Source organism: Haloferax sp. YSSS75, from assembly GCF_046764215.1.
Taxonomy (GTDB): Archaea; Halobacteriota; Halobacteria; order Halobacteriales; family Haloferacaceae; genus Haloferax.
The window spans coordinates 1,303,142-1,321,441 of record NZ_CP177206.1; the positions used below are offsets into that span (position 1 = coordinate 1,303,142).

General features: G+C 63.5%; 19 protein-coding genes. 8 read left to right on the forward strand and 11 right to left on the reverse strand.

The genetic code is table 11. The annotated features are described in order from the left end of the window. Positions 1-23: 23 nt before the first annotated feature. Together ACK3R5_RS06910 and ACK3R5_RS06915 are read right to left on the reverse strand one after the other, a co-directional pair. On the reverse strand, positions 24-1,166 hold the full coding sequence (locus ACK3R5_RS06910; protein ID WP_411968478.1) for a BMP family lipoprotein: 1,143 nt from the start codon (positions 1,164-1,166) through the stop codon (positions 24-26). A 158-nt stretch (positions 1,167-1,324) separates the two neighbouring features. After that, the gene (locus ACK3R5_RS06915) at positions 1,325-2,686 is read right to left on the reverse strand and encodes a phosphopentomutase/phosphoglucosamine mutase (protein ID WP_411968479.1); all 1,362 of its coding nucleotides are present in this window, start codon (positions 2,684-2,686) and stop codon (positions 1,325-1,327) included. A 164-nt stretch (positions 2,687-2,850) separates the two neighbouring features. Between ACK3R5_RS06915 and ACK3R5_RS06920 the strand changes: the two genes are divergently transcribed. Continuing rightward, positions 2,851-3,135: an acylphosphatase gene (locus tag ACK3R5_RS06920; protein WP_411963327.1), complete on the forward strand. Its 285-nt coding sequence runs from the start codon at positions 2,851-2,853 to the stop codon at positions 3,133-3,135. 76 nt (positions 3,136-3,211) lie between these two features. Further along, positions 3,212-3,451, forward strand: coding sequence for a hypothetical protein (locus tag ACK3R5_RS06925; protein WP_411963328.1), 240 nt, complete (start codon positions 3,212-3,214; stop codon positions 3,449-3,451). 155 nt (positions 3,452-3,606) lie between these two features. Here the strand turns inward: ACK3R5_RS06925 and ACK3R5_RS06930 are convergent, their stop codons facing one another. The 5 genes from ACK3R5_RS06930 to ACK3R5_RS06950 all read right to left on the reverse strand — a co-directional run bounded on the left by ACK3R5_RS06930 (position 3,607) and on the right by ACK3R5_RS06950 (position 10,134). Further along, positions 3,607-6,117 (reverse strand): efflux RND transporter permease subunit, encoded by a 2,511-nt coding sequence (locus ACK3R5_RS06930; protein WP_411968480.1) that lies wholly within the window; start codon positions 6,115-6,117, stop codon positions 3,607-3,609. Between the two features lie 3 nt (positions 6,118-6,120). Further along, complete coding sequence (locus tag ACK3R5_RS06935) at positions 6,121-7,689, reverse strand: COG1361 S-layer family protein (protein ID WP_411963330.1); 1,569 nt, start codon at positions 7,687-7,689, stop codon at positions 6,121-6,123. A gap of 149 nt (positions 7,690-7,838) precedes the next feature. Further along, entirely contained in the window at positions 7,839-8,318 is a 480-nt protein-coding gene (locus tag ACK3R5_RS06940) for a hypothetical protein (RefSeq protein ID WP_411968481.1), read from the reverse strand. A 363-nt stretch (positions 8,319-8,681) separates the two neighbouring features. Continuing rightward, a complete protein-coding gene (locus ACK3R5_RS06945) occupies positions 8,682-9,413 on the reverse strand; it encodes a DUF429 domain-containing protein (protein ID WP_411968482.1) in 732 nt (243 codons plus the stop codon). Between the two features lie 31 nt (positions 9,414-9,444). Next, a complete protein-coding gene (locus ACK3R5_RS06950; protein ID WP_411968483.1) occupies positions 9,445-10,134 on the reverse strand; it encodes a winged helix-turn-helix domain-containing protein in 690 nt (229 codons plus the stop codon). Between the two features lie 371 nt (positions 10,135-10,505). Between ACK3R5_RS06950 and ACK3R5_RS06955 the strand changes: the two genes are divergently transcribed. From ACK3R5_RS06955 to ACK3R5_RS06965, 3 genes are all read left to right on the forward strand, one after another. Next, positions 10,506-10,937 carry a DoxX family protein gene (locus ACK3R5_RS06955; RefSeq protein ID WP_411968484.1) on the forward strand — a complete coding sequence of 144 codons (432 nt, stop codon included), beginning with the start codon at positions 10,506-10,508 and terminating at the stop codon, positions 10,935-10,937. Between the two features lie 110 nt (positions 10,938-11,047). Then, positions 11,048-11,629: a flavin reductase family protein gene (locus ACK3R5_RS06960; RefSeq protein ID WP_411963335.1), complete on the forward strand. Its 582-nt coding sequence runs from the start codon at positions 11,048-11,050 to the stop codon at positions 11,627-11,629. Positions 11,630-11,668: 39 nt separating this feature from the next. Next, complete coding sequence (locus tag ACK3R5_RS06965) at positions 11,669-12,310, forward strand: hypothetical protein (protein WP_411968485.1); 642 nt, start codon at positions 11,669-11,671, stop codon at positions 12,308-12,310. Here ACK3R5_RS06965 and ACK3R5_RS06970 read toward each other — a convergent pair. Further along, positions 12,227-12,742, reverse strand: a complete 516-nt coding sequence (locus ACK3R5_RS06970; protein ID WP_411968486.1) for an SRPBCC family protein — start codon at positions 12,740-12,742, stop codon at positions 12,227-12,229. The two genes, ACK3R5_RS06965 and ACK3R5_RS06970, sit on opposite strands and share 84 nt — an antisense overlap. Positions 12,743-12,824: 82 nt before the next feature. On the opposite strand from ACK3R5_RS06970, the gene ACK3R5_RS06975 reads away from it, so the two are divergent. The 3 genes from ACK3R5_RS06975 (at position 12,825) to ACK3R5_RS06985 (ending at position 15,301) form a co-directional block, all read left to right on the forward strand. Continuing rightward, positions 12,825-12,947 (forward strand): hypothetical protein, encoded by a 123-nt coding sequence (locus tag ACK3R5_RS06975; protein ID WP_411968487.1) that lies wholly within the window; start codon positions 12,825-12,827, stop codon positions 12,945-12,947. A gap of 165 nt (positions 12,948-13,112) precedes the next feature. Beyond that, complete coding sequence (gene mvaD / locus ACK3R5_RS06980) at positions 13,113-14,087, forward strand: phosphomevalonate decarboxylase MvaD (protein WP_411963339.1); 975 nt, start codon at positions 13,113-13,115, stop codon at positions 14,085-14,087. A gap of 80 nt (positions 14,088-14,167) precedes the next feature. Further along, positions 14,168-15,301 carry an NAD(P)/FAD-dependent oxidoreductase gene (locus tag ACK3R5_RS06985; protein ID WP_411968488.1) on the forward strand — a complete coding sequence of 378 codons (1,134 nt, stop codon included), beginning with the start codon at positions 14,168-14,170 and terminating at the stop codon, positions 15,299-15,301. Between the two features lie 36 nt (positions 15,302-15,337). Here ACK3R5_RS06985 and ACK3R5_RS06990 read toward each other — a convergent pair whose 3' ends face one another. From ACK3R5_RS06990 to ACK3R5_RS07000, 3 genes are all read right to left on the reverse strand, one after another. Next, on the reverse strand, positions 15,338-16,210 hold the full coding sequence (locus ACK3R5_RS06990) for a polymer-forming cytoskeletal protein (RefSeq protein ID WP_411968489.1): 873 nt from the start codon (positions 16,208-16,210) through the stop codon (positions 15,338-15,340). Then, a complete protein-coding gene (locus ACK3R5_RS06995; RefSeq protein WP_411963342.1) occupies positions 16,194-17,489 on the reverse strand; it encodes an MFS transporter in 1,296 nt (431 codons plus the stop codon). The genes ACK3R5_RS06990 and ACK3R5_RS06995 overlap by 17 nt, the downstream gene beginning before the upstream one ends. 111 nt (positions 17,490-17,600) lie before the next feature. Next, positions 17,601-18,254, reverse strand: a complete 654-nt coding sequence (locus ACK3R5_RS07000; protein WP_411968490.1) for an SOUL family heme-binding protein — start codon at positions 18,252-18,254, stop codon at positions 17,601-17,603. Positions 18,255-18,300: the final 46 nt, after the last annotated feature.

Genomic DNA, 18,300 nt, shown 5'->3' on the forward strand with positions numbered 1-18,300 from the left:
CGACGTTTGGCGACGGCGCCGGCTTAGACGTTCGACGGGTCCGTGGGGACCTCGACGTCGCCCGCGACGATTGCCTCGCGAGAGGCCGTCACTTCGTCCGTGACGGCGCTCGGGATGTCGGACCCGATACCGTCACCGTAGATGATGTCGACACCGTTCTGTTCGAGGCCGAGCGTGACGATGCCGCCACCCTGGAACTCGTCGTCGACGACCGATTCGATGGAGCTGAAGACGGCCGTGTCGACGCGCTTGACCATGCTGGCGAGGATGACGTCGGCGTACGAGGATTTCGTCACCGACTGGTCGCGGTCCACACCGATGGCGAACTTGCCCTGTTCCTGTGCGGCCTGGAAGACGCCCGTCCCGGTGTTACCCGAGGCGTGGTAGACGATGTCGGCGCCGTTGTTGTACATCGCGAGTGCCGCTTCCTTCCCCGCAGCGGGGTCGTTGAAGCTCCCCGTGTAGTTCGTGAGGACTTCGGCGTCCTCGTTTGCGGCCATCACGCCGGCTTTGAACCCGGCTTCGAACTTCTTGATGAGGTCACCCTCGACACCGCCGACGAATCCGAGCGTCGCGGAGTCGGGGGACGTCGAACCTGCGCCCGCGGAGAACTCCTGCGTCGTCAGCAGACCGGCCATCTGGCCGACGAGGTACGAGCCCTCGTGTTCTGCGAAGACGTAGTTGGCGACGTTCGGCGCGTCGACGACGCTGTCGACGAGCATGAAGTTCTGGTCGGGGTACGTACCCGACGTCTCCGACAGTGCGTCGGTCTGCAGGAAGCCGATACAGCAGACGAGGTCGTAGTTCGGGTTGGTGGACTGCGCGAACTGCTGCTGGAACGTCTTGAACTGCGAGACTTCGTCGGGCTGAGACTCGTCGAACGAGATGCCGAGTTCCTCTTCCGCCTGGATGGCACCCTGCTGCGCCTGGTCGTTGAACGACCCGTCACCGAGGCCGCCAGTCGCGTAGACCATCCCGACGTTCGTCGTCTCCTCGGACGACTCCGTCGTCGTCTCTTCGGACTCCGTCGTCGTCTCCTCGCCACCGTCCCCGCCCGAGGCTTCGGTGGTCGTCGTCTCTTCGCTCTCACCCGGGCCGCCGGTACATCCGGCGAGTCCTGTGAGTCCTGCGAGTCCGGTCACTTTGACAAAAGAACGTCTGTCCATGTTGGTGAACACCTACTGAGAGAAGGGAGTGGAAAATCGGTTAAAGGTGTCGCTTCGCCGTCTGTGTAGGAATATTCGGGAAAATCCAAGAAAACCAACGCGCCGTTTATCCGTCCATGCTATTGATTACGCCGTGGGAATTACGTGGGCGCTATCGATTACGCCTCGGTGACCTCGGCTTCCACGACGCTCGTCACCGCATCGACGAGGGCGTCGACGTCGTCTGCCTCGGCGTACACGCGAATGTAGGGTTCGGTCCCCGACGGTCGGACGAGCGTCCACGACGCGTCGGCAAATTCGAGGCGGACGCCGTAGTCGGTATCGACCGACTCGGGGTCCATCTCCGCCGGGAGCGACTGTTCGAGCGCGGCCATCACGGCCGTCTTCTTCTCGTCGGGACACGAGACACTGACTTTGCGATACGGTCGTTCGGTCACCGGAGCGCGGAGGCCGTCGAGCCCCGATTCGGCGACGAGACGAGCGATGAGTGCCGCCGAGGCGACGCCGTCTATCCACCCACCGAGCGACGGGTGGATGTGCTTCCACGGTTCGGCCGCGAAGACCACGTCGCCACCGGCGTCGCGGGCGCTGGCGATTCCCTCGTGGAGCGCCCCGAGTCGAACGCGCTCGACGCGGCCACCCGCCTCGGTGACCCGTTCGTCGATACGTCCCGAGGCGTTCGGCGTCGTGACGACGACAGGGTCGGCCACGTCGCTCGTTCGGACGTAGTGTTCGCCGACGATGGCGATGACCGTGTCTTCGTGGACGACGTCCCCCTCGTCGTCGACGATGACGATTCGGTCGGAGTCGCCGTCGTGACCGATACCGAAGTCGAAGTCGCCGTCGGCGACGAACGCGCGGAGGTCTTTCAGTGACTCTGGCGTCGGTTTCGACTCACGGCCGGGGAAGTGACCGTCTATCTGCGCGTTCAGCGTGACGACGTGCGCGCCGAGGTCACGGAGCACCTGCGGCGTGGCGAGCGCAGACATCCCGTTTCCACAGTCGACGGCGATGCTGAGGCCGTCGAGGTCAGACCCGTGGCCGCGAGCGAAGTCGACGATTGCGTCGCGGTAGTCGTCGAGGACGTCTTCCGTTCCGCGTTCGGCCCAGTGGTCCCACGCGACGGGTGGTGCGTCCGCTTCGACGCGCGCTTCGATGTCCTGTTCCAGCGCTCGGTCGTACTCCTGCCCGTCGACGAGCATCTTGATGCCGTTGTCCGTCGGCGGGTTGTGAGAGGCGGTGAGCATGACACCGCGACGGCCCTGCGAAGCGAATGCCAGTGCCGGCGTCGGGACGACGCCGATACGGACCACGTCTGCGCCCGCGGAGAGCAGTCCTGCTTCCATGGCGGCGGCGAGGCCCGGCCCGCTGGTTCGTCCGTCTCGGCCGACGACGAACTCGGCCGAGGGGTCCGATTCGAGTGCGGCGCGGCCGGCGGCGCGCCCGACGCTGAGCGCGAGTTCCGGCGTGACGCGCTCGGTCACACTGCCGCGGATGCCGGCGGTGCCGAAGAGTTCCATAATCCAGCGTCGTCGGGGCCGCACTTAGATGCTGACGATTCGGACGGTGCGTGCGACGATGCCACACAGGCCCACACGGGTGAGACGGTGTCGGCCAACCGGTCCGTGGCGACGCCAGACCGAGAGACAGCAGGCCTTTGACACCGCAGGCCGTAGCCTCGGCTATGAGTGAGAGTTCGCGTACTCGCGCACACGTCTACGTCTCGGGCCACGTCCAGGGAGTGTACTATCGGGCGACGACCCGCGACACCGCTCGTGACCTGGGCGTCGATGGGTGGGTGAAGAACCTCGACGATGGACGGGTCGAAGCGGTGTTCGAGGGCCCCCGCGACGACGTGGAGTCGATGGTCCAGTGGTGCCACGACGGGAGTCCGATGGCCAGCGTCCGTGACGTCGAGGTGACGTACGAAGAACCGGCCGGCGAGACTGGATTCCGCATCGAGCGGTAGTCGAGGCCGTCTCGTGACGCGCTCACGTCAGTAAGTCGGCCAAATCGTTCAAGAGGCGGACGAACGGACGTGACCCATGGACTTCCGGACGGACACGCGGGGAATCGGGGTGGCAAAGCTCTTCTTCACTATCGTCACGGGTGTCGGCCTCGGCCTTTCGGTGGGGACAGCCTTTCTCATCATTCGCGGGCCATTCTTCGACGGACCGACGTTGGACCCGTTTCCGATGATGGGTGCGCTCGCGGTGTTCATCGTCGGCATCATCGTCGTCTCGTGGGGAACGACGCGACTGTTCGGCGTGGGGACTGGCGCCTGAACTGACCGGCAAATCGGGCGGGGAGTCGACGTTCGGAAGTGTGGGTTCGGTTTTACGGGTCTCGGGCTCGGAGCCGACACGAGACGTGGTGGTCTCGTATTCCCACAAAAACCTTCGCCGAACAGCGCCGTGACCGTAGGGACGAAATCGGGGTGTCAGTCGGCGGATGGAACCGCGCCAGCGTCGCGTTCGGGGCCGCCGAGGGGAACCACCGGGTCGTTGCCGCTGAATCTGTCCCAGAGGACGAGTGCCGACGGTAAGATGAGAATCGACGCGAGGAAGGAGTAGACGATGCTCGCGGCGGTGAGGAGGCCGAACTGCCCGAGGATAGAGAGCACGGCGAGGACGAGCACGCCCAACCCGAAGACGGTGGTGAGCATGCTCCCGGCGAGAGCACCGCCAGTCCCGCGAACGGTCCGGTCGAGTGCAGTCTCCAAATCGTGTTCGGCGCGTTCGTCGATGAATCGGTGGACGACGTGGACCGAGTAGTCGACGCCGAGGCCGATAGTCAACGCGAGGACCGTCGCGGTAAACGCGTTGAACGAGATACCCGAGAGACGCATCGTCCCCGCGACGAAGGTCACCGCCACGAGAATCGGCACGAGGTTCGCGAGCGCGAGCGACGGACGGCCTTCGAGCCACCAGTAGACGAAGATGAGGAACGCCCCGGTGCCGAGCATCGAGAGGATGAGACTCTGAATCGCCGAGTCGAGGATGAGGTCGGAGATGGCGTCGAACACGACGACTGCGCCGGTTGCGGTGCCTTCGGTCCGGAAGCGGTCGGCCATCTCGCGTGTGTCCGCGACGACGGCGTCGTCGGCGGCGTCCGCCTCGACGCGGTAATCGACGCGTGCAGTCTCGTAGTCGTCGGAGATGTATTCGAGGGCGCGGTCCGCCGACTCCGTCGACAAGAGTGCGTCGTACACTTCGTCGAGATTCCGGTCCGGGATGCCGTCGCCGTCTCTGTCGTGGCGGGCGACGACCATCGCGAACTCCTCGTTGCGACTCGCTTCGTCCTGAATCACGGTGAGGATGCTCGTCGAGTCGGCGCGACGGTTCTCGGAGATGAAGGTGTCCGGTGGGTCCTGTGCCACCCGGTCGAGTTCTTCGAGGAAGGCGTCGTCTGTCGCCCGCCCCTCCAAGAACACCGTCACCACCCCGCTCTGTGACGAGGAAAATCGCTCTTCGAGGAACTCGATGTCCGCGACGACGCTGTACTCACTCGGCGCGAAGGGTTCGGGGAGGGCCTTCAGGTACGCGGGTGCTTCCGCGGGTGGCAGGAAGTCTTCCTGCCCGAACTCGGTGTCGACACCCGTCGCGTACCACATGGCGCTCCCCGAGAGGACGAGGGCGACCACGAGGACAACCGCTGGCGCGCGAAGCGCCGGTCCGACGCCGATACGGAGGACCGCCCCGAGCGAACTTCCCTCCCGGCCGAGTGGCGATTGACTGAACGTCGGGATGGGGTAGCGCTCGCGAAGACGGTCGACTTCGACTTTCGCGGCGGGGAGGAAGACGCCGAAGACGAAGAAGGTAAAGACGATGCCGATGGCCGCGACGACACCGAAATCACGAATCGGCGTGAGGTTGCTCACGAGGTTCGAGAGGAACCCGATGACCGTGGTTCCGGTGACGATGAAGAACGCGACGAGGAGTTGGTCGGTCGCTTTCCGCATCGACTCGCCGACGTCGTACCCGTCGTCGCGAACCTCGCGATAGCGATTGACCGCGTGGATACCGAAGTCGATGCCGACTGCGAGGAGGAGCGGCGGAATCGCAATCATCACCTGATTGAACGGAATGTTGGCGAGGCCGAGGAAGCCGAACGTCCAGACGAGTGCCATCACGAGTGCCGCGGTGCCGAGAAGCAGGTCCACGAGGTCACGGTAGGCGACGACGAGGAACAGCACGATGAACACGACTGCGGCGGGGACGACGATGAGCAACGAGTCGGTGATGACCGTCCCGAACTCGTCGGCGATGACGCCCGACCCGAAGACGGAGATGTCGCCGCCGACAGTCCCGACGATGCGGACGGCCTTCCCTTGAATCGGCGTCAACGGACTGTCACCTCCCTGTCCGGCACCGGAGTCGTCGGCGAGTGGAATCGAGTGCGTGACGACGCCGATGGTCGCCGTCGAACTCGCCGCAGTCGGGTTGAAGTCGTCTGCGAGCAAGCCGACGAATCGCGGGTTATCGGCGTTCTCGCGGACCGCTGCCGCGACTTCGCCGTCGGTGGCCTGTTCGAGCGCGCGTTTCTGGTCGGCCAGTGAATCGGCGTCCGGGTCGATTGTCTGGGCGACGACAGAGGCAGCACTCGCAGTCTGGACGACGCGTAAGTCGTCGCGGTCAGCGAGTCGTTTCTGTGCCTCAAGCATCCGCAGGAGTTCTCGTCTGGTCAGGACGTTCGGCGCGCGGTGGATGAGTTGTGTACTCCCCGTTCCCTCCTGGAACCGCGGCGAGAACTCTTCGGAGATTCGAGTGAACGCCTCCTCGGCGGGGACTTCTTCTGCGAACTGCTCGGTTCCCGATTCCGTCGAGACGGCGCTCAGTCCCGCACCGAAGACGACGGTGAGGACGAGGAACGTGAGGATGACTCTGCGCGAGTGGTTGACGATTTTGTCGTCTGCCCAGTCGATGAACCACTGGGGGTCGAGTCGGGCCACGGTTCAGCGCCGTCCGCGTCGGCGTGCCACGAGGACGCCAGCGCCACCGACTGCAGCGACGAGGACTGCCGCCCCGACGATGGGGAGCGACAGGCCGAACGGGAGCGTCCCGCCGTCTTCGACTGCTTCGACGCGAACGGGGACGCGGTAGGCATCCGAGATAGTGGTCTCACCGGCGTCGTTCTCGTAACGGAAGTCGAGTTCGACCGGATAGACTTTCTCCAGCGCGGCGCGACTCGCCGACACGTCGAAGACGAGTTCTGCCGACTCGCCGGGTGCGAGTTCGTCGACGAAGGCTTCCGAGTCACTCGACGACAGCGGTTCTTCGAGATATATCTTGGCCGAGATGTCGCGGAGTGTTTCGGCCCTGTCGTTCACGATGGTGACGCGGAGTTCACCGTTCTGGCCGGGTTCGAGCGTCCCTTCTTCGACGGTGACGCCGAACTCGGGCGTCGACGAGTCGACGTTCACGCGAAGGTCGATATCGTCACTCGTCCGGCGTTCGCCCTCGGTGTCTCGGTAGGTGACCGTCGCCGTGTACTGTCGTGGACCGGCGTCGGCACCGTCGGAGATTTGCACGTCGAACGAGAACGGCGCGCTGGCACCGGGTTCGAGGTCACCGACGGCGTACTCCGTCTCAGTCGCCGTCGCGCTTCCTTCGGGCAGCGAGAGACCGACGACCACGTTCCTGGCGGGAGTCCCGCCGTCGTTGACGACTTCGCCGACCACTGTCCCGTCGTCACCGACGCGGAGCGTGCTCTCGACGTTCTGGATGGAGAACGTCTGTTCCGCAACCGGGAGGAATCCTGCGGCGAGTGGTGAGTACTGCAATCGGGCACCGTCGGGTTCCTCGTAGACGATATCGACGGCGAGGACGTACCCGCGAGTCGACCCGTTGGCGTCCAGCGTCGTGTCGTAGACGAACGTGCGGTTCTCGCCGACGGGCCACTCGGGGGCGAACTGTGTCGCCGTCTGCGTCCCGTCGAAGGTCACGTCGGCCGACTGTGACGTCACGGCGACGACGGTGTTTCTCGCGTCGAGTTCACCGGTGTTCTGGATGGTGAGCGCGACTGCGCCCTGTCCTCCGACGGGGACTGTCGAATCAGACCCGACGACGGCAAAGCGGACACGCTCTTCGATGCGGATGGGGACGTCAACGTCGTAGGTTCGGCGGTGAGCGTTGTCGAACTCGTAGCGGACCTTGAGTCGAAGCGTGTACTCACCGGCAGCGATGTTCTCTGGCGCTTCGACGCGGAACTCGGCCTCTCGCGTATCGCTGTCGTTCATCGTGCCGACGAAGATGTCACCAGTTCTGACGACGAACGGTGTATTTCCTGGGTCGAGTCTGACGCGGACGTTCTCTGCCGTCTTCGCCACGTCTTCGGTGTCGACCGGGTCGTTCGAGAACCCGACGCGAACCGTCGTCTCGACACCGGGTTCGACCACTGGGTCGACGACGTATCCACGGAACACCGGGACGTGGTTCGGTTCCCGTTCTTCTTGACCCACCGCCACGGGGACCGAAGCGAGGATGAGCAGTACAGCAATCAGGAGTGCAAAGTGTCGATTCATTTTTCGTTCACGGGGAGTGGCCAACCGCGTCCCGGGCCGCGGTGCTCGATGGAGTATGCCGTGGCGGCTATCCAACTAGCGACTGATACGTCGTCCGTGACCAAATACCGGTATTAATTATTTGCCTGACCGTCAGGATTCGTCGAATATCAGTGCCGTCCGGCGTCCTCACCGGCGACCTGTTCGTGGGGACCATCTCGTTCGTCGAGTTCGTCCAGTGCTCGGACGACGACGTACGCCTCGACGAGGTCACGTCGTTCGACCATCGGGTCGTCTGCGTTGGCGATGACGTCTGTGGCGTCTTCGAGGAGGCGACGTTCCTGCTCGGGTTGGTCCGGTTCGTCGCGGGTGGTGTTCAGATACGCCTCGAAATCCTCTCGAAGACTGAAGTCGGCGCGAGCGACGTTACACCGCGAGAGCGGGTGTGTTCCGAGTTCGAGAACCAGTTCGGAGACGAGTCGCCAGTCGCTCGCACAGAACTGGAGCGTCACGTCGCCGACGATGTCGCGCCACGCAATCGGGTCGGCGTTCCGCATCAGCGTCACCGCTCGGGGAGGGATGGCGATTCGGGTGACGGTTTCGGGGTCGTCACAGAGACAGCAGGGTCGGTTTGTCCTGCCGGTGAACATGGCCGAGGTTAGGAGCAGGCAAGGATGTACTTTCGGGGCGTCAACTGTCGTCTTCGCGACGGGAACTCACCTGACAGTCGTCGGAGCAGGTGTCTGCAGAATCGATGTGGATGGTCCGACGCCCGGGGCAAGGGCGTCGAACCGTCCTGACAGCGGGAGGCGCGACCGAGTGGAGAGATGGCACAGAATCACATTCGGGCTGGGCAGGGCGCTGTGTTGTAGTCACACTGGCCACGCCATCAGATAAGTGGGCGAACGAGCATAAAAGCCTTCTGCAAAACACCATCCGTTCAAATATATTGGCCTATATATCACTAGCAAAAAGTTATCCCGGATGTTTGCTATTTTTCTCCAATAGTGTCGTCAGTCGGGGGTCGGTACACGTGGGGCGTAAATCGCCATTTCGAGACCTGTCGCATCCGTTGGTGGGTCGTTAGGAAGTGGTTCGAGTGGGAACTGCGCCGCTGCTGTGAGGACGAGTGCGTCCAAGATATCGTCGCGGCCGAGTTCACGGCGCAGTGTTCGGTCTACCGTCTCGTGATAGACCGTCTCTGGGTCGTCGTCGGGCATCGCCATACGGAGCACGTCGAGTCGGCGTCGGCGACCCGCCGCCGTCGACTTCGGTTCTGTGAGTGGCCCTCCGGCAAAGGCCGCGAAGGCGAGTTCGGGGTGTGACTCCGAGACGAGGGCGTGAGCGCGGGGTGTCGCACCGAGAACCGAATCGACTGCTCGAATCTTCGGAACGAGGTTCCACGCCTGTATCGAGAGCCCGTACCCGGTCTTGTCGCGGTTTTCGGCGCTGGCGCGTTCGTGGGTCGGTGCGTCGAGGACGCTTCTGACGGGCGCGAAAAACACCGTCGATGCACGCGACCCGAGGCGTCGTCTCGCTTCGACGTCACACGCTCGCCGGGAAGACGACGGGAGCCCGATGGGGATATCTACCAGGACACGCCGCGTCTCCGCCGAGACGACGTCTGTCCAGACAGTTTCGAAATCAGGGACGACCCGAACGGTCAAGCCATCGGCTGACCGACACCCGCAGACCCATCCCGACCGGCATCCGTCCACACCGACGACGGTTGGAGATTCTGACACGGACTCCTGCTACGTGAGCAGTTCTAAAGTCTTAGTCCATCTCTGTGTCGAGTACGGACGCCCGAGTCAGCTTCAAACACGTCTCCGTGAGTGATTCGACCCCGGTATCGAACGACCTGTCGACCGAAATCAGGATGTTCACGTCGTCGTCGGCAGGAATGCGCACTACGAGTGCTTCTTCGAGGCCGAAGACGACGTATTCGGGTTGACCTGCCGGTAGGTCTTCGAGCGACTCGGTGAGTGGTTCTTCGTTGACGAGCGTCGAGACGATGGTCTTCAGCGTCTCTTCGTCGTACTCGTCGAGGAGTGCCGACGAAGAGAAGTGAATCCACGCCTTCGTTGGTTCCACCCACGCCACGGCACGGAGGTCGCCACCGTGTTGTGCTTCGAGTTCCGCGAGCAGTGAGGAGTCCGGGAACCCGTCGCTGTCGACGACGGAGAGTTCGATACGCTGGTCCAACGCCACACGTTCGTACGCGAGTTCTCCGAGGTCAGTCAAGCCGTACAGTCGGCCTTTCTGTTGTGACTCGGGGACCAGAAGCTCGGCGATACCTTGTTCCCGGAGTTCCGATAGTGCCCGGGAGACGTGTGGTTGCGCGAGGTCGGTTTCGGCGGCAATGCGGGACGGGAGACCAGACCCGTGTTCGGCTAAATAGTCACAGACTGTGAGTCGATACCGAGAGCTAGCGATGTAGCCTGCGGAGTCCCATGTCTCAGTCATGGCCCACAGTAGTAAGCTCGTTTTTTCATCATTACTGACACGTCCCATTTGATTATCAACGTGGAGGACGGTATATCTTTCGCGCCATCCGGTAATTTTCCACACCGATACCATCGTCAGCACAACCAATTCCGATACCGTGCCACCGGAGTTCGATGGCGAACCCAGCTAGTTCGGAGTTTCTCTCCCATCCGTATTCTCTCGCTGATAATTCGGTGTCATCCGTGTTATCGGGTGGCTGAACGGGTACCCGGTAACATGAATGTCAGCAAACGTATATGACGGTTCGGTCTCGTACCAGATAACGCAATGTTAGCACAAACCCGCGATGTAGCCCCACACCCGACGACGACGCGACAGGGAGGACAGCGATGAGCGTCACGCTCCAGTTTGCCACTCCCGGGGCGGACGTCGCGTTCCTCGCCGCGCGCGTCCTCTTTGGTGCTGTCGTCGCGTTCATGGGTCTCAACCACTTCATGAACACCGACCAGATGACTGGGTACGCCGAGATGAAGGGCCTGCCCGCGCCACGTTTGGGCGTCGTGTTCTCCGGGGGGATGCTCATCTTCGGTGGACTCGGTATCGCCACGGGCGTGTTCCCCGCACTCGCTGCGGGCGCAGTCGCAGTCTTTCTGCTCGTCGGGACGCCGCTCTTCCACGACTTCTGGGCCGTCCCCGAGGACCAACAACAGTCCGAGATGACCAGTTTCCTCAAGAACACCGTCATGCTCGGTGGGTCACTCGTCTTCCTCGCACTCAGTGGCGTCTCGTGGCCGTACGCAGTCGGACTCGGCCTGTTCTAACTCCACGCACCGACCGAACGACCAACCACAGATTCATCCCCCTCGCACACTCCCCTCTCAATCATGACCGAACAGACGGACAAGCGAACACGCGTCACGGAGGATAACTGATGGACGGCGAACCCACGGCGTTCGGGTCGGCGTACCGACTGCTCTCCGGTGCTGTCGTCCCGCGTCCGATAGCGTGGGTCAGTTCCCGCGGTGAATCGGCGGACAACCTCGCGCCGTACAGTTTCTTCACCGTCGCCAGCATCGACCCTCCGATACTCGTCTTCGCACCGGTCGGACACGGCCAATCGCTGAAAGACACACCGCGAAACGCCATCGAACACGGCGAGTTCGTCGTCAACGTCGTCACGGAGGACGTCGTCGAAGCGATGAACCAGACTGCCGCGACGGTTCCACCCGACGTCGACGAGTTCGACCACGCCGGTATCGAGAAGACGGAGGCGCTTCGCGTCGACGCCCCTCGCGTCGCCGACGCGAAAGTCGCCTTCGAGTGTACCCTCTACGACAGCATGGAAGTCGGGTCGTCCACGCTCGTCCTCGGCGAAGTCGTCTACGCACACGTCGACGACGACGTACTGACAGACGGGAAACTCGACACGACGAAACTCGATGCCGTCGGCCGCCTGGCCGGCAGTGAGTACACAAAGACGACTGACAGGTTCGACCTGATTCGCCCCGAGTAGCGCGAAGCTTTATTCGGGGGTACTCTCACAGTTCACGCAATGAGCGACGTGTCGTTGTCGAGTGTGCTTTCGTTTCTCGATGCTGACGAGGTTGCGACTGTTCGCCGGCAGGTCCACGCCGAACGCGGTGACCGGACGAAGCGGAGCGAACGAGACGGGCGGACGTTTCTGTTCGTCGCAGCGGAGGGCGAAGAACGACCGTCAGAAGTCGTCTGGGTCGACGTCGAGGGGACGTTCGACGAGGAGACGGTCGAAGTGTTCGCAGACCGGTGTGAGTCACAGGGCGTCTCCGGGACGCTCCTGACGACGGGCGACGAAGCGCAGGCGAGAGAGACGCTGGCGTTCGCCTTCGCGTCGGACGACCAGTTGGAACTCCCCGAGGACGAAGACGAAGACCCACGCCTTCTCGTCTCCCCCGAGGAAGTCACCACCCCAATCTCGCTCGAGACGCTCGACGACTTCGTGGAGGACGTCGAAGCGGCGGACCTCGACGAAGACGTCATCGACGAGTACCACGAACCCCATCAACCGGAGTTCGAGGAAGTACTCGACGAAATCGACGCCGAAGAAGCGGCAGCGGAAGCGGAGACACAGGCGTCAGGGTCCGGACTCGGACTGGTCCTCGTCGTCGTGCTCGTCGCCGTCCTTCTCGCCGGGGTGGCGTTCTACGCCCTGTTTTGAGCGTCGGCCCGTCGCCGTCGCGAGACGTTCGATTCGCCGGAGTGCGACTGCACAGACCACGGCGTACAGACTCGCGGCGAGTGGAATCTCGAAGGCGACTTCGCACCGGTCGACGCCGACTGCACTCACTCGGTGACCGGTCGCCGGAATCCCCGCGACGCGCCACGTCCACCGGAAGTCGTCGCACGTCTCGATAGTGAACGGGACCCAGACGCCGGCGACGCGAACCTCGCCCCCACTCCCCGCCTCGATACGTCCGTCGACGCCGCGCACCGCCGAGACACTCGGCCCCCACTCGGGCCAGTCGTCGACGGAACACAACACGTCCCACGCGACACGCGCCGGTGCCGAGACGGCGCGGGAGACGACGAGTCGGCGACCATCGGGCGTCTGTTCGACCCGCGTTCGTGTCGTCCGTCCGTCGTGTTTCATGATCCTAGTATGCTAATAAGTCGTAATATAATATTGGCGAAACCCTTTTAGTCGGGTCGTGGTACTCAGTAGCAAGGCAAACATGAAGCACACAGACAACACCGCGAAAGCGACGATGCGAGACGTCAGCCACACACCACCGATGGGAGAGAGCGTCACCAACGTCTGGGAACGCGGAAACGAAGCAGAGACAGACGAAGAGTAACGACTGCGGGCACAACCACACCTCGATTCATCACCGTTTGCGGGTTCGACGACGCAGTCTGGACACTTGCGTCAGTCGGCAACCGTCCTCTCTTCTCGTTTCTCCGACCACTTCGTTCCGATACCTATCGGGACGTTTAACCCCCAGTCTGACGGCCATTCGAACATGAAGGCCACCGCCAAAGCCCACCCGATTCAGGGCCTCGTGAAGTATCACGGGATGCGAGACACGGAACGCCGGATGCCGTACCACGACAGCATCAGCGTCTGCACGGCACCGAGTCACACGAAGACGACGGTCGAATTCCTCCCCGACGCGGACGAGGACGTCTACGTCATCGGCGGCGAGGAAGTCGACGGACGCGGCGCAGAGCGTATCCGCGCTGTCGTCGACCGAGTCCGTGAACTCGCTGGCTTCGACCACCGCGTTCGACTGGAGAGTGAGAACTCCTTCCCCTCGAACATCGGATTCGGGTCGTCGGCATCGGGGTTCGCCGCCGCGGCGACGGCACTCACCGAGGCGGCGGGCCTCGACCTGACACACCCCGAAATCTCGACTGTCGCCCGTCTCGGGTCGGCCTCCGCCGCCCGCGCCGTCACGGGCGCCGTCTCGATTCTCTACTCGGGCATGAACGACACCGACTGCCGCTCGGAACGCATCGAGACGGACCTCGAAGACGACCTGCGCATCGTCGCCGCGCACGTCCCCGCGTACAAGGAGACCGAACAGGCCCACGCAGAAGCAGAAGACAGCCACATGTTCCAGGCACGGATGGCCCACATCCACGCCCAAATCGACGACATGCGTGATGCGCTGTACGACGCCGACTTCGACGCCGCCTTCGAACTCGCCGAACACGACTCGCTGTCGCTCGCGGCGACGACGATGACCGGCCCCGCTGGGTGGGTCTACTGGCAACCGCGTACTATCGCCGTCTTCAACGCCGTCCGCCAACTCCGCAAAGAAGCGGACATTCCGGTCTACTTCTCGACGGACACCGGTGCGAGCGTCTACGTCAACACGACGGCCGAACACGTCGACCGAGTCGAGGAAGTCGTCGCCGACTGCGGCGTCGAGACGGACGTCTGGACGGTCGGTGGCCCCGCCGAGGTTCTCGACGAGTCCGAAGCGCTGTTCTAACTGCGACCTGCCGACGTTCTCACGCCGTCACACCTTCTGACGCCGTCATCCTCTTTTCTCTCGCGCCCGAGGTGATATCCATGCGTGTTCTGGTACTTGGTGCCGGGTACGCGGGCCTCACACTCGCCCGTGAACTCGAACGCCGCCTCCCCGCCGACGCCGACCTGACCGTGGTGAACGACTCCTCGCACCACCTCGTCCAACACGAAGTTCACCGTGCGATTCGACGGCCATCCGTCGCCGACCCGATTCAGGTCCCACTCGACGAGGCGTTGACCCGCGCCGAGCTAGTCGTGGACCGTGTGACGAACGTCGACACCGACGCTCGGCGCGTCCACCTCGCCGAGGGCGAGACACTCGACTACGACTTCTGTGCCGTCTGCATCGGTGCCGAGACGGCCTACTACGACATCCCCGGACTCGAAGCGAACTCGCTCCCGCTCAAACGCCTCGACGACGCCGAAGCCATCCGCACGCGATTCTTCGACGACTGCACCGACGGCGGGTCCGTCGTCGTCGGTGGGGCCGGCCTCTCGGGGATACAGGTCGCCGGCGAACTCGCCGCGCTCCGCGACGAGGAGGGAGCGCACACGGATATCGTCCTCGTGGAGCAGATGGACACCATCGCGCCGACGTTTCCGGAACACTTCCAGCGAGCGGTTCGCGACGAGTTACTGGACCGCGGCGTCGACGTTCGGACCGAGACGGTAGTCGAGTCGGTCACCGGAACGACTGTCGAGACGGATGTCGGCGACATCGACTACGACCTGCTCGTCTGGACCGGCGGCATCACGGGGAGCGACGCGATGGCCGACGAACGACCCGCGGTCAGGGCAGACCTGCGACTCGACCAGCGGACGTTCGTCCTCGGCGACGCGGCGGACGCCGTCGACGCCGACGGCGAACCCGTCCCCGCGAGTGCGTCCGCCGCCCTCCGCGAGGCGTCTGTCGTCGCCCACAACATCGCCGCACAGGTGGCGTACGAACTGACTGGTGACCCGGGCGACTTCCCACCGCGTCCGAAACCGTATCGCTTCGAAGTGCCGGGGTGGATAGTCTCGGTCGGTGACGGCGCAGTCGCACAGGTTGGCCCGAGTATCTTCCGCGGGAGCGCCGCGAAAGCGATGAAGGCGACAGTCGGCGCTGGGCACCTCACGTCCGTCGGGGCCGTCTCACGAGCAGTCACGCTGGTCGAAGAAGAGATGAACGCCTGAGACCGACGGGGGACGCGACCAGCAATCGTCTCGGTCTCACGCCGGCAACGACACCGGTTCGAACGTCCGCAGGCCGAAGTACGTCACGAGAACTGCACCGAGACTCACGACCAGCACGCCGAGTTGGACGAGACTCCCGACGAGTGGAATCGCACCGACGAGTTCCAGTCCGATGGCGAAGAGGACGACGCCAACCGCCGAGGCCACGTCGGGCCGGTCGATTGGGAGTCGCTGTCCGACGAGGTAGCCGTAGACGAGATAGCCGTACGCGACGGTCAGCACGCCCACGCCGAACCCGAGGATGCTCACCGGGATGAGGATAATCGTCATCGCCATGAAGACGACGAGTGCGAGCGCCGTCGCGCTGACGAGAAGGCCGACGACACCACTGACGACTGGGTGGGCAGTGACCGCCTGTCCGGCGTTGACGAAGGCGAACTCGAACCGCCGAACGAGGAACCCGGCGGCGAGTGCGAGTGCGAGCGTCTGGGCCGCGAGGAACACGTACCCTCTCGTCGGCGACGTCGATTGCGCGGCGAGCGTCTCGGCAGTCGTGAACGAACCGAGTGTCGCCCCGTCGTCGATATCCAGCGCTCCGGCGATGTACTGCGTGTTTCCGGACACGACAGCAGTGGACGCGACGGTTAGATTCCCGCTCAACTGCGTCACGTCGCCGTCTATCTGTCCTTCGAGGACGGCAGTGCCGCCGATGACGTAGACGGACCCGCTCACCGAGGCGTTCGCCGGTATCGTCGTCGTTCCGCCGCCGACGACGTAGACGTCTGGCATCTCGGAGACGGTGTGCGTGCCGTCGGTGACGATTTCTATCGATTCGACCGGCCCGCCTTGTACCCCGACGAGGAGGAACACCACGACGAGGAGTGGAATCAGTTCAATTGGGTTCGCCACGTCGTCCCTCCCAGAGCGTGTGCAGTTGTCCGGCGTAGATACCGACGGCGAGGCCGACGAACAGGAGCAACGCGAGCGCGTTCACGAGGTTCAGGTGGTCCAGAAGCGACAACGAGGTGCTCTGGAAGTAGAGCGCGAGCGCCGTGCTCAAGAACGTCGAGAGGAACCCGGCGAGTCCGATGCCGATTGCCGAGTGTGTCCCGATGTTCTCCGGCGTCGAGAGGTCCGGCCACAGCGCGAAGTTGAGCGTCGTGTAGAAACTCACCGCGACTGCGTAGAACGCGGGGTTGAGTGGTGAACTCGAACCCGTCGCGAGCGCCGGGAACCACATCAAAAGACGGATGTCGAACGTGTACAACAGGTGTGTGAACGAAAAGAGGCCGAACGTCGCCAAAAAGAGGACTCGCCTGTCGAACGTCGTATAGAGGACGCCGGCCATCACCGCGCCGACGACGTGAACGACACCCAAGAGCAGGTGCATCGAAAAGTCGGGAGATTGCCACGACGCGAGGACGAGCGACGGCGTGTCGAGGATTCTGAGGAAGCCCAGACTGTCCACGAAGAAGACACCGAACATCAAGACGAGCGGGAGCAAAAACGCCGCCTCACGCATCGACACCGGGGAGTCGCGACAGAACCGCCCTACGCCGAATCGTTCGTGCTGACGTGCCAGGCCGTCGAGGAACGACGGTGGCCTGAACACCAGTAGACCGAGGAGAACGACACCCGGCACCATCGCGGCGACGACGACCCGACTGAACGAGCCTATCTGCCAATCGAGCGGGTAGACGTTCGCCAAGAAGTACGTCAGCGCCGTCGCGACTGCTGCAACGGCACCACGGTCACGCACGGCCACGAAGTCGATAGTCAGCGCGAACGTCGCGGGAAACCCGACACCCATCGACACCGACGCGAGGAGAATCCACGCGCCGAACTGTGGGGCGGTACGGACGAACGGTGCGGCGGCAGTCAAGAGAACCTGCGCGACGACCACCCCGAGGAGAATCCGGAGTTTCGCGTCTAGCGACGACGACCATCCGCGTCGGTCCATGAGAACGCCGAATGCGATGGCCGTCGCGAGCGTCACGAGTGCGAGCGTCGCCATCCATCCAGAGACTGCAGTCTCGGACAGACCCACGAGACGCGTTCCGAGGTCCAACAGACCGAGTTGCACGAACGTGACGTTGTAATAGTAGCCACCGGTGAGCAACGCGACGAAGAAGGCGTACCCAAAGAGCGTGTGCCAATCGCCGCGTCTGACGGCGGTTACGATACTCATCGACTCGACGTTCGGTCGCTCGATTGATAAATCTGTGACTCGGTCCGCGTCGCAGTCGGTGTTCCGGAGAGGACCCGCTGTTAGTTCGCGTAGACGACCCGCACTGGTGGTCTACGTCGAACTGTGGCCCCGTTCACGTCGCTGTATCTCGACGGCAACCTCGTTCGTCCGGAAGAACGGCAGCGTCGACGGCGGGTCGTACTGCATGAGGAACGCGTCGCCGACGACAGCGATGTCGTTTGCGTCCAGCGTCTGCAGGAGTGATTCGGTCTGGATTCGCGTCCTGCGATTAGTCGCGTACCACGAGAACTGCCGGACTGCGAGCGTCCGAGCAGGGTGTTCGACGAGTTCTAGGTCGGGGTTGGTGGGTCGGGGCGCGGTGTCGTACTCGTACGACGCGGGGAGATAGAACGACATCTGCACGCCGTGGTCGGTTTCGTCGGTGGCGACAGGTGCGGTCATCGGAATCGACTCACCGACAGATTCGGTCGTGACCGGTGCAGTCATCGATACCTTCTCACTGGACTGATTCGCGCCCGAGATGTACTCGAAGAGTCGCCGAAACGCCACGCCGGTGTTCTGCGCCGTCGTCTCCACAGTCACCGTCGTCGGGTAGCGACGAATCTCCACGTCGCCGAGTGTTTCGACGACAGTGTACGGAACCGTCTCTGTCCCTCTCTCGGCCGAACGGGACGCCCGCGAGAGTGCAGTGACAGCGAGTGCGACACCGAGACCGGCGATGAAAACTTTCGTACGGCGCTTCATGCAGGTGATAGGTCAGCAATCCATAAGACGGGTTCGGCAGGGTGGA

What these genes read in the sequence shown, in the direction of transcription:
- ACK3R5_RS06910 (WP_411968478.1), bottom strand. Translation starts at nt 1,166, where the DNA reads ATGGACAGACGTTCTTTTGTCAAAGTGACCGGACTCGCAGGACTCACA.
- ACK3R5_RS06915 (WP_411968479.1), bottom strand. Translation starts at nt 2,686, where the DNA reads ATGGAACTCTTCGGCACCGCCGGCATCCGCGGCAGTGTGACCGAGCGC.
- ACK3R5_RS06920 (WP_411963327.1), top strand. Translation starts at nt 2,851, where the DNA reads ATGAGTGAGAGTTCGCGTACTCGCGCACACGTCTACGTCTCGGGCCAC.
- ACK3R5_RS06925 (WP_411963328.1), top strand. Translation starts at nt 3,212, where the DNA reads ATGGACTTCCGGACGGACACGCGGGGAATCGGGGTGGCAAAGCTCTTC.
- ACK3R5_RS06935 (WP_411963330.1), bottom strand. Translation starts at nt 7,689, where the DNA reads ATGAATCGACACTTTGCACTCCTGATTGCTGTACTGCTCATCCTCGCT.
- ACK3R5_RS06940 (WP_411968481.1), bottom strand. Translation starts at nt 8,318, where the DNA reads ATGTTCACCGGCAGGACAAACCGACCCTGCTGTCTCTGTGACGACCCC.
- ACK3R5_RS06950 (WP_411968483.1), bottom strand. Translation starts at nt 10,134, where the DNA reads ATGACTGAGACATGGGACTCCGCAGGCTACATCGCTAGCTCTCGGTAT.
- ACK3R5_RS06955 (WP_411968484.1), top strand. Translation starts at nt 10,506, where the DNA reads ATGAGCGTCACGCTCCAGTTTGCCACTCCCGGGGCGGACGTCGCGTTC.
- ACK3R5_RS06960 (WP_411963335.1), top strand. Translation starts at nt 11,048, where the DNA reads ATGGACGGCGAACCCACGGCGTTCGGGTCGGCGTACCGACTGCTCTCC.
- ACK3R5_RS06965 (WP_411968485.1), top strand. Translation starts at nt 11,669, where the DNA reads ATGAGCGACGTGTCGTTGTCGAGTGTGCTTTCGTTTCTCGATGCTGAC.
- ACK3R5_RS06970 (WP_411968486.1), bottom strand. Translation starts at nt 12,742, where the DNA reads ATGAAACACGACGGACGGACGACACGAACGCGGGTCGAACAGACGCCC.
- ACK3R5_RS06975 (WP_411968487.1), top strand. Translation starts at nt 12,825, where the DNA reads ATGAAGCACACAGACAACACCGCGAAAGCGACGATGCGAGACGTCAGC.
- mvaD (WP_411963339.1), top strand. Translation starts at nt 13,113, where the DNA reads ATGAAGGCCACCGCCAAAGCCCACCCGATTCAGGGCCTCGTGAAGTAT.
- ACK3R5_RS06985 (WP_411968488.1), top strand. Translation starts at nt 14,168, where the DNA reads ATGCGTGTTCTGGTACTTGGTGCCGGGTACGCGGGCCTCACACTCGCC.
- ACK3R5_RS06995 (WP_411963342.1), bottom strand. Translation starts at nt 17,489, where the DNA reads ATGAGTATCGTAACCGCCGTCAGACGCGGCGATTGGCACACGCTCTTT.
- ACK3R5_RS07000 (WP_411968490.1), bottom strand. Translation starts at nt 18,254, where the DNA reads ATGAAGCGCCGTACGAAAGTTTTCATCGCCGGTCTCGGTGTCGCACTC.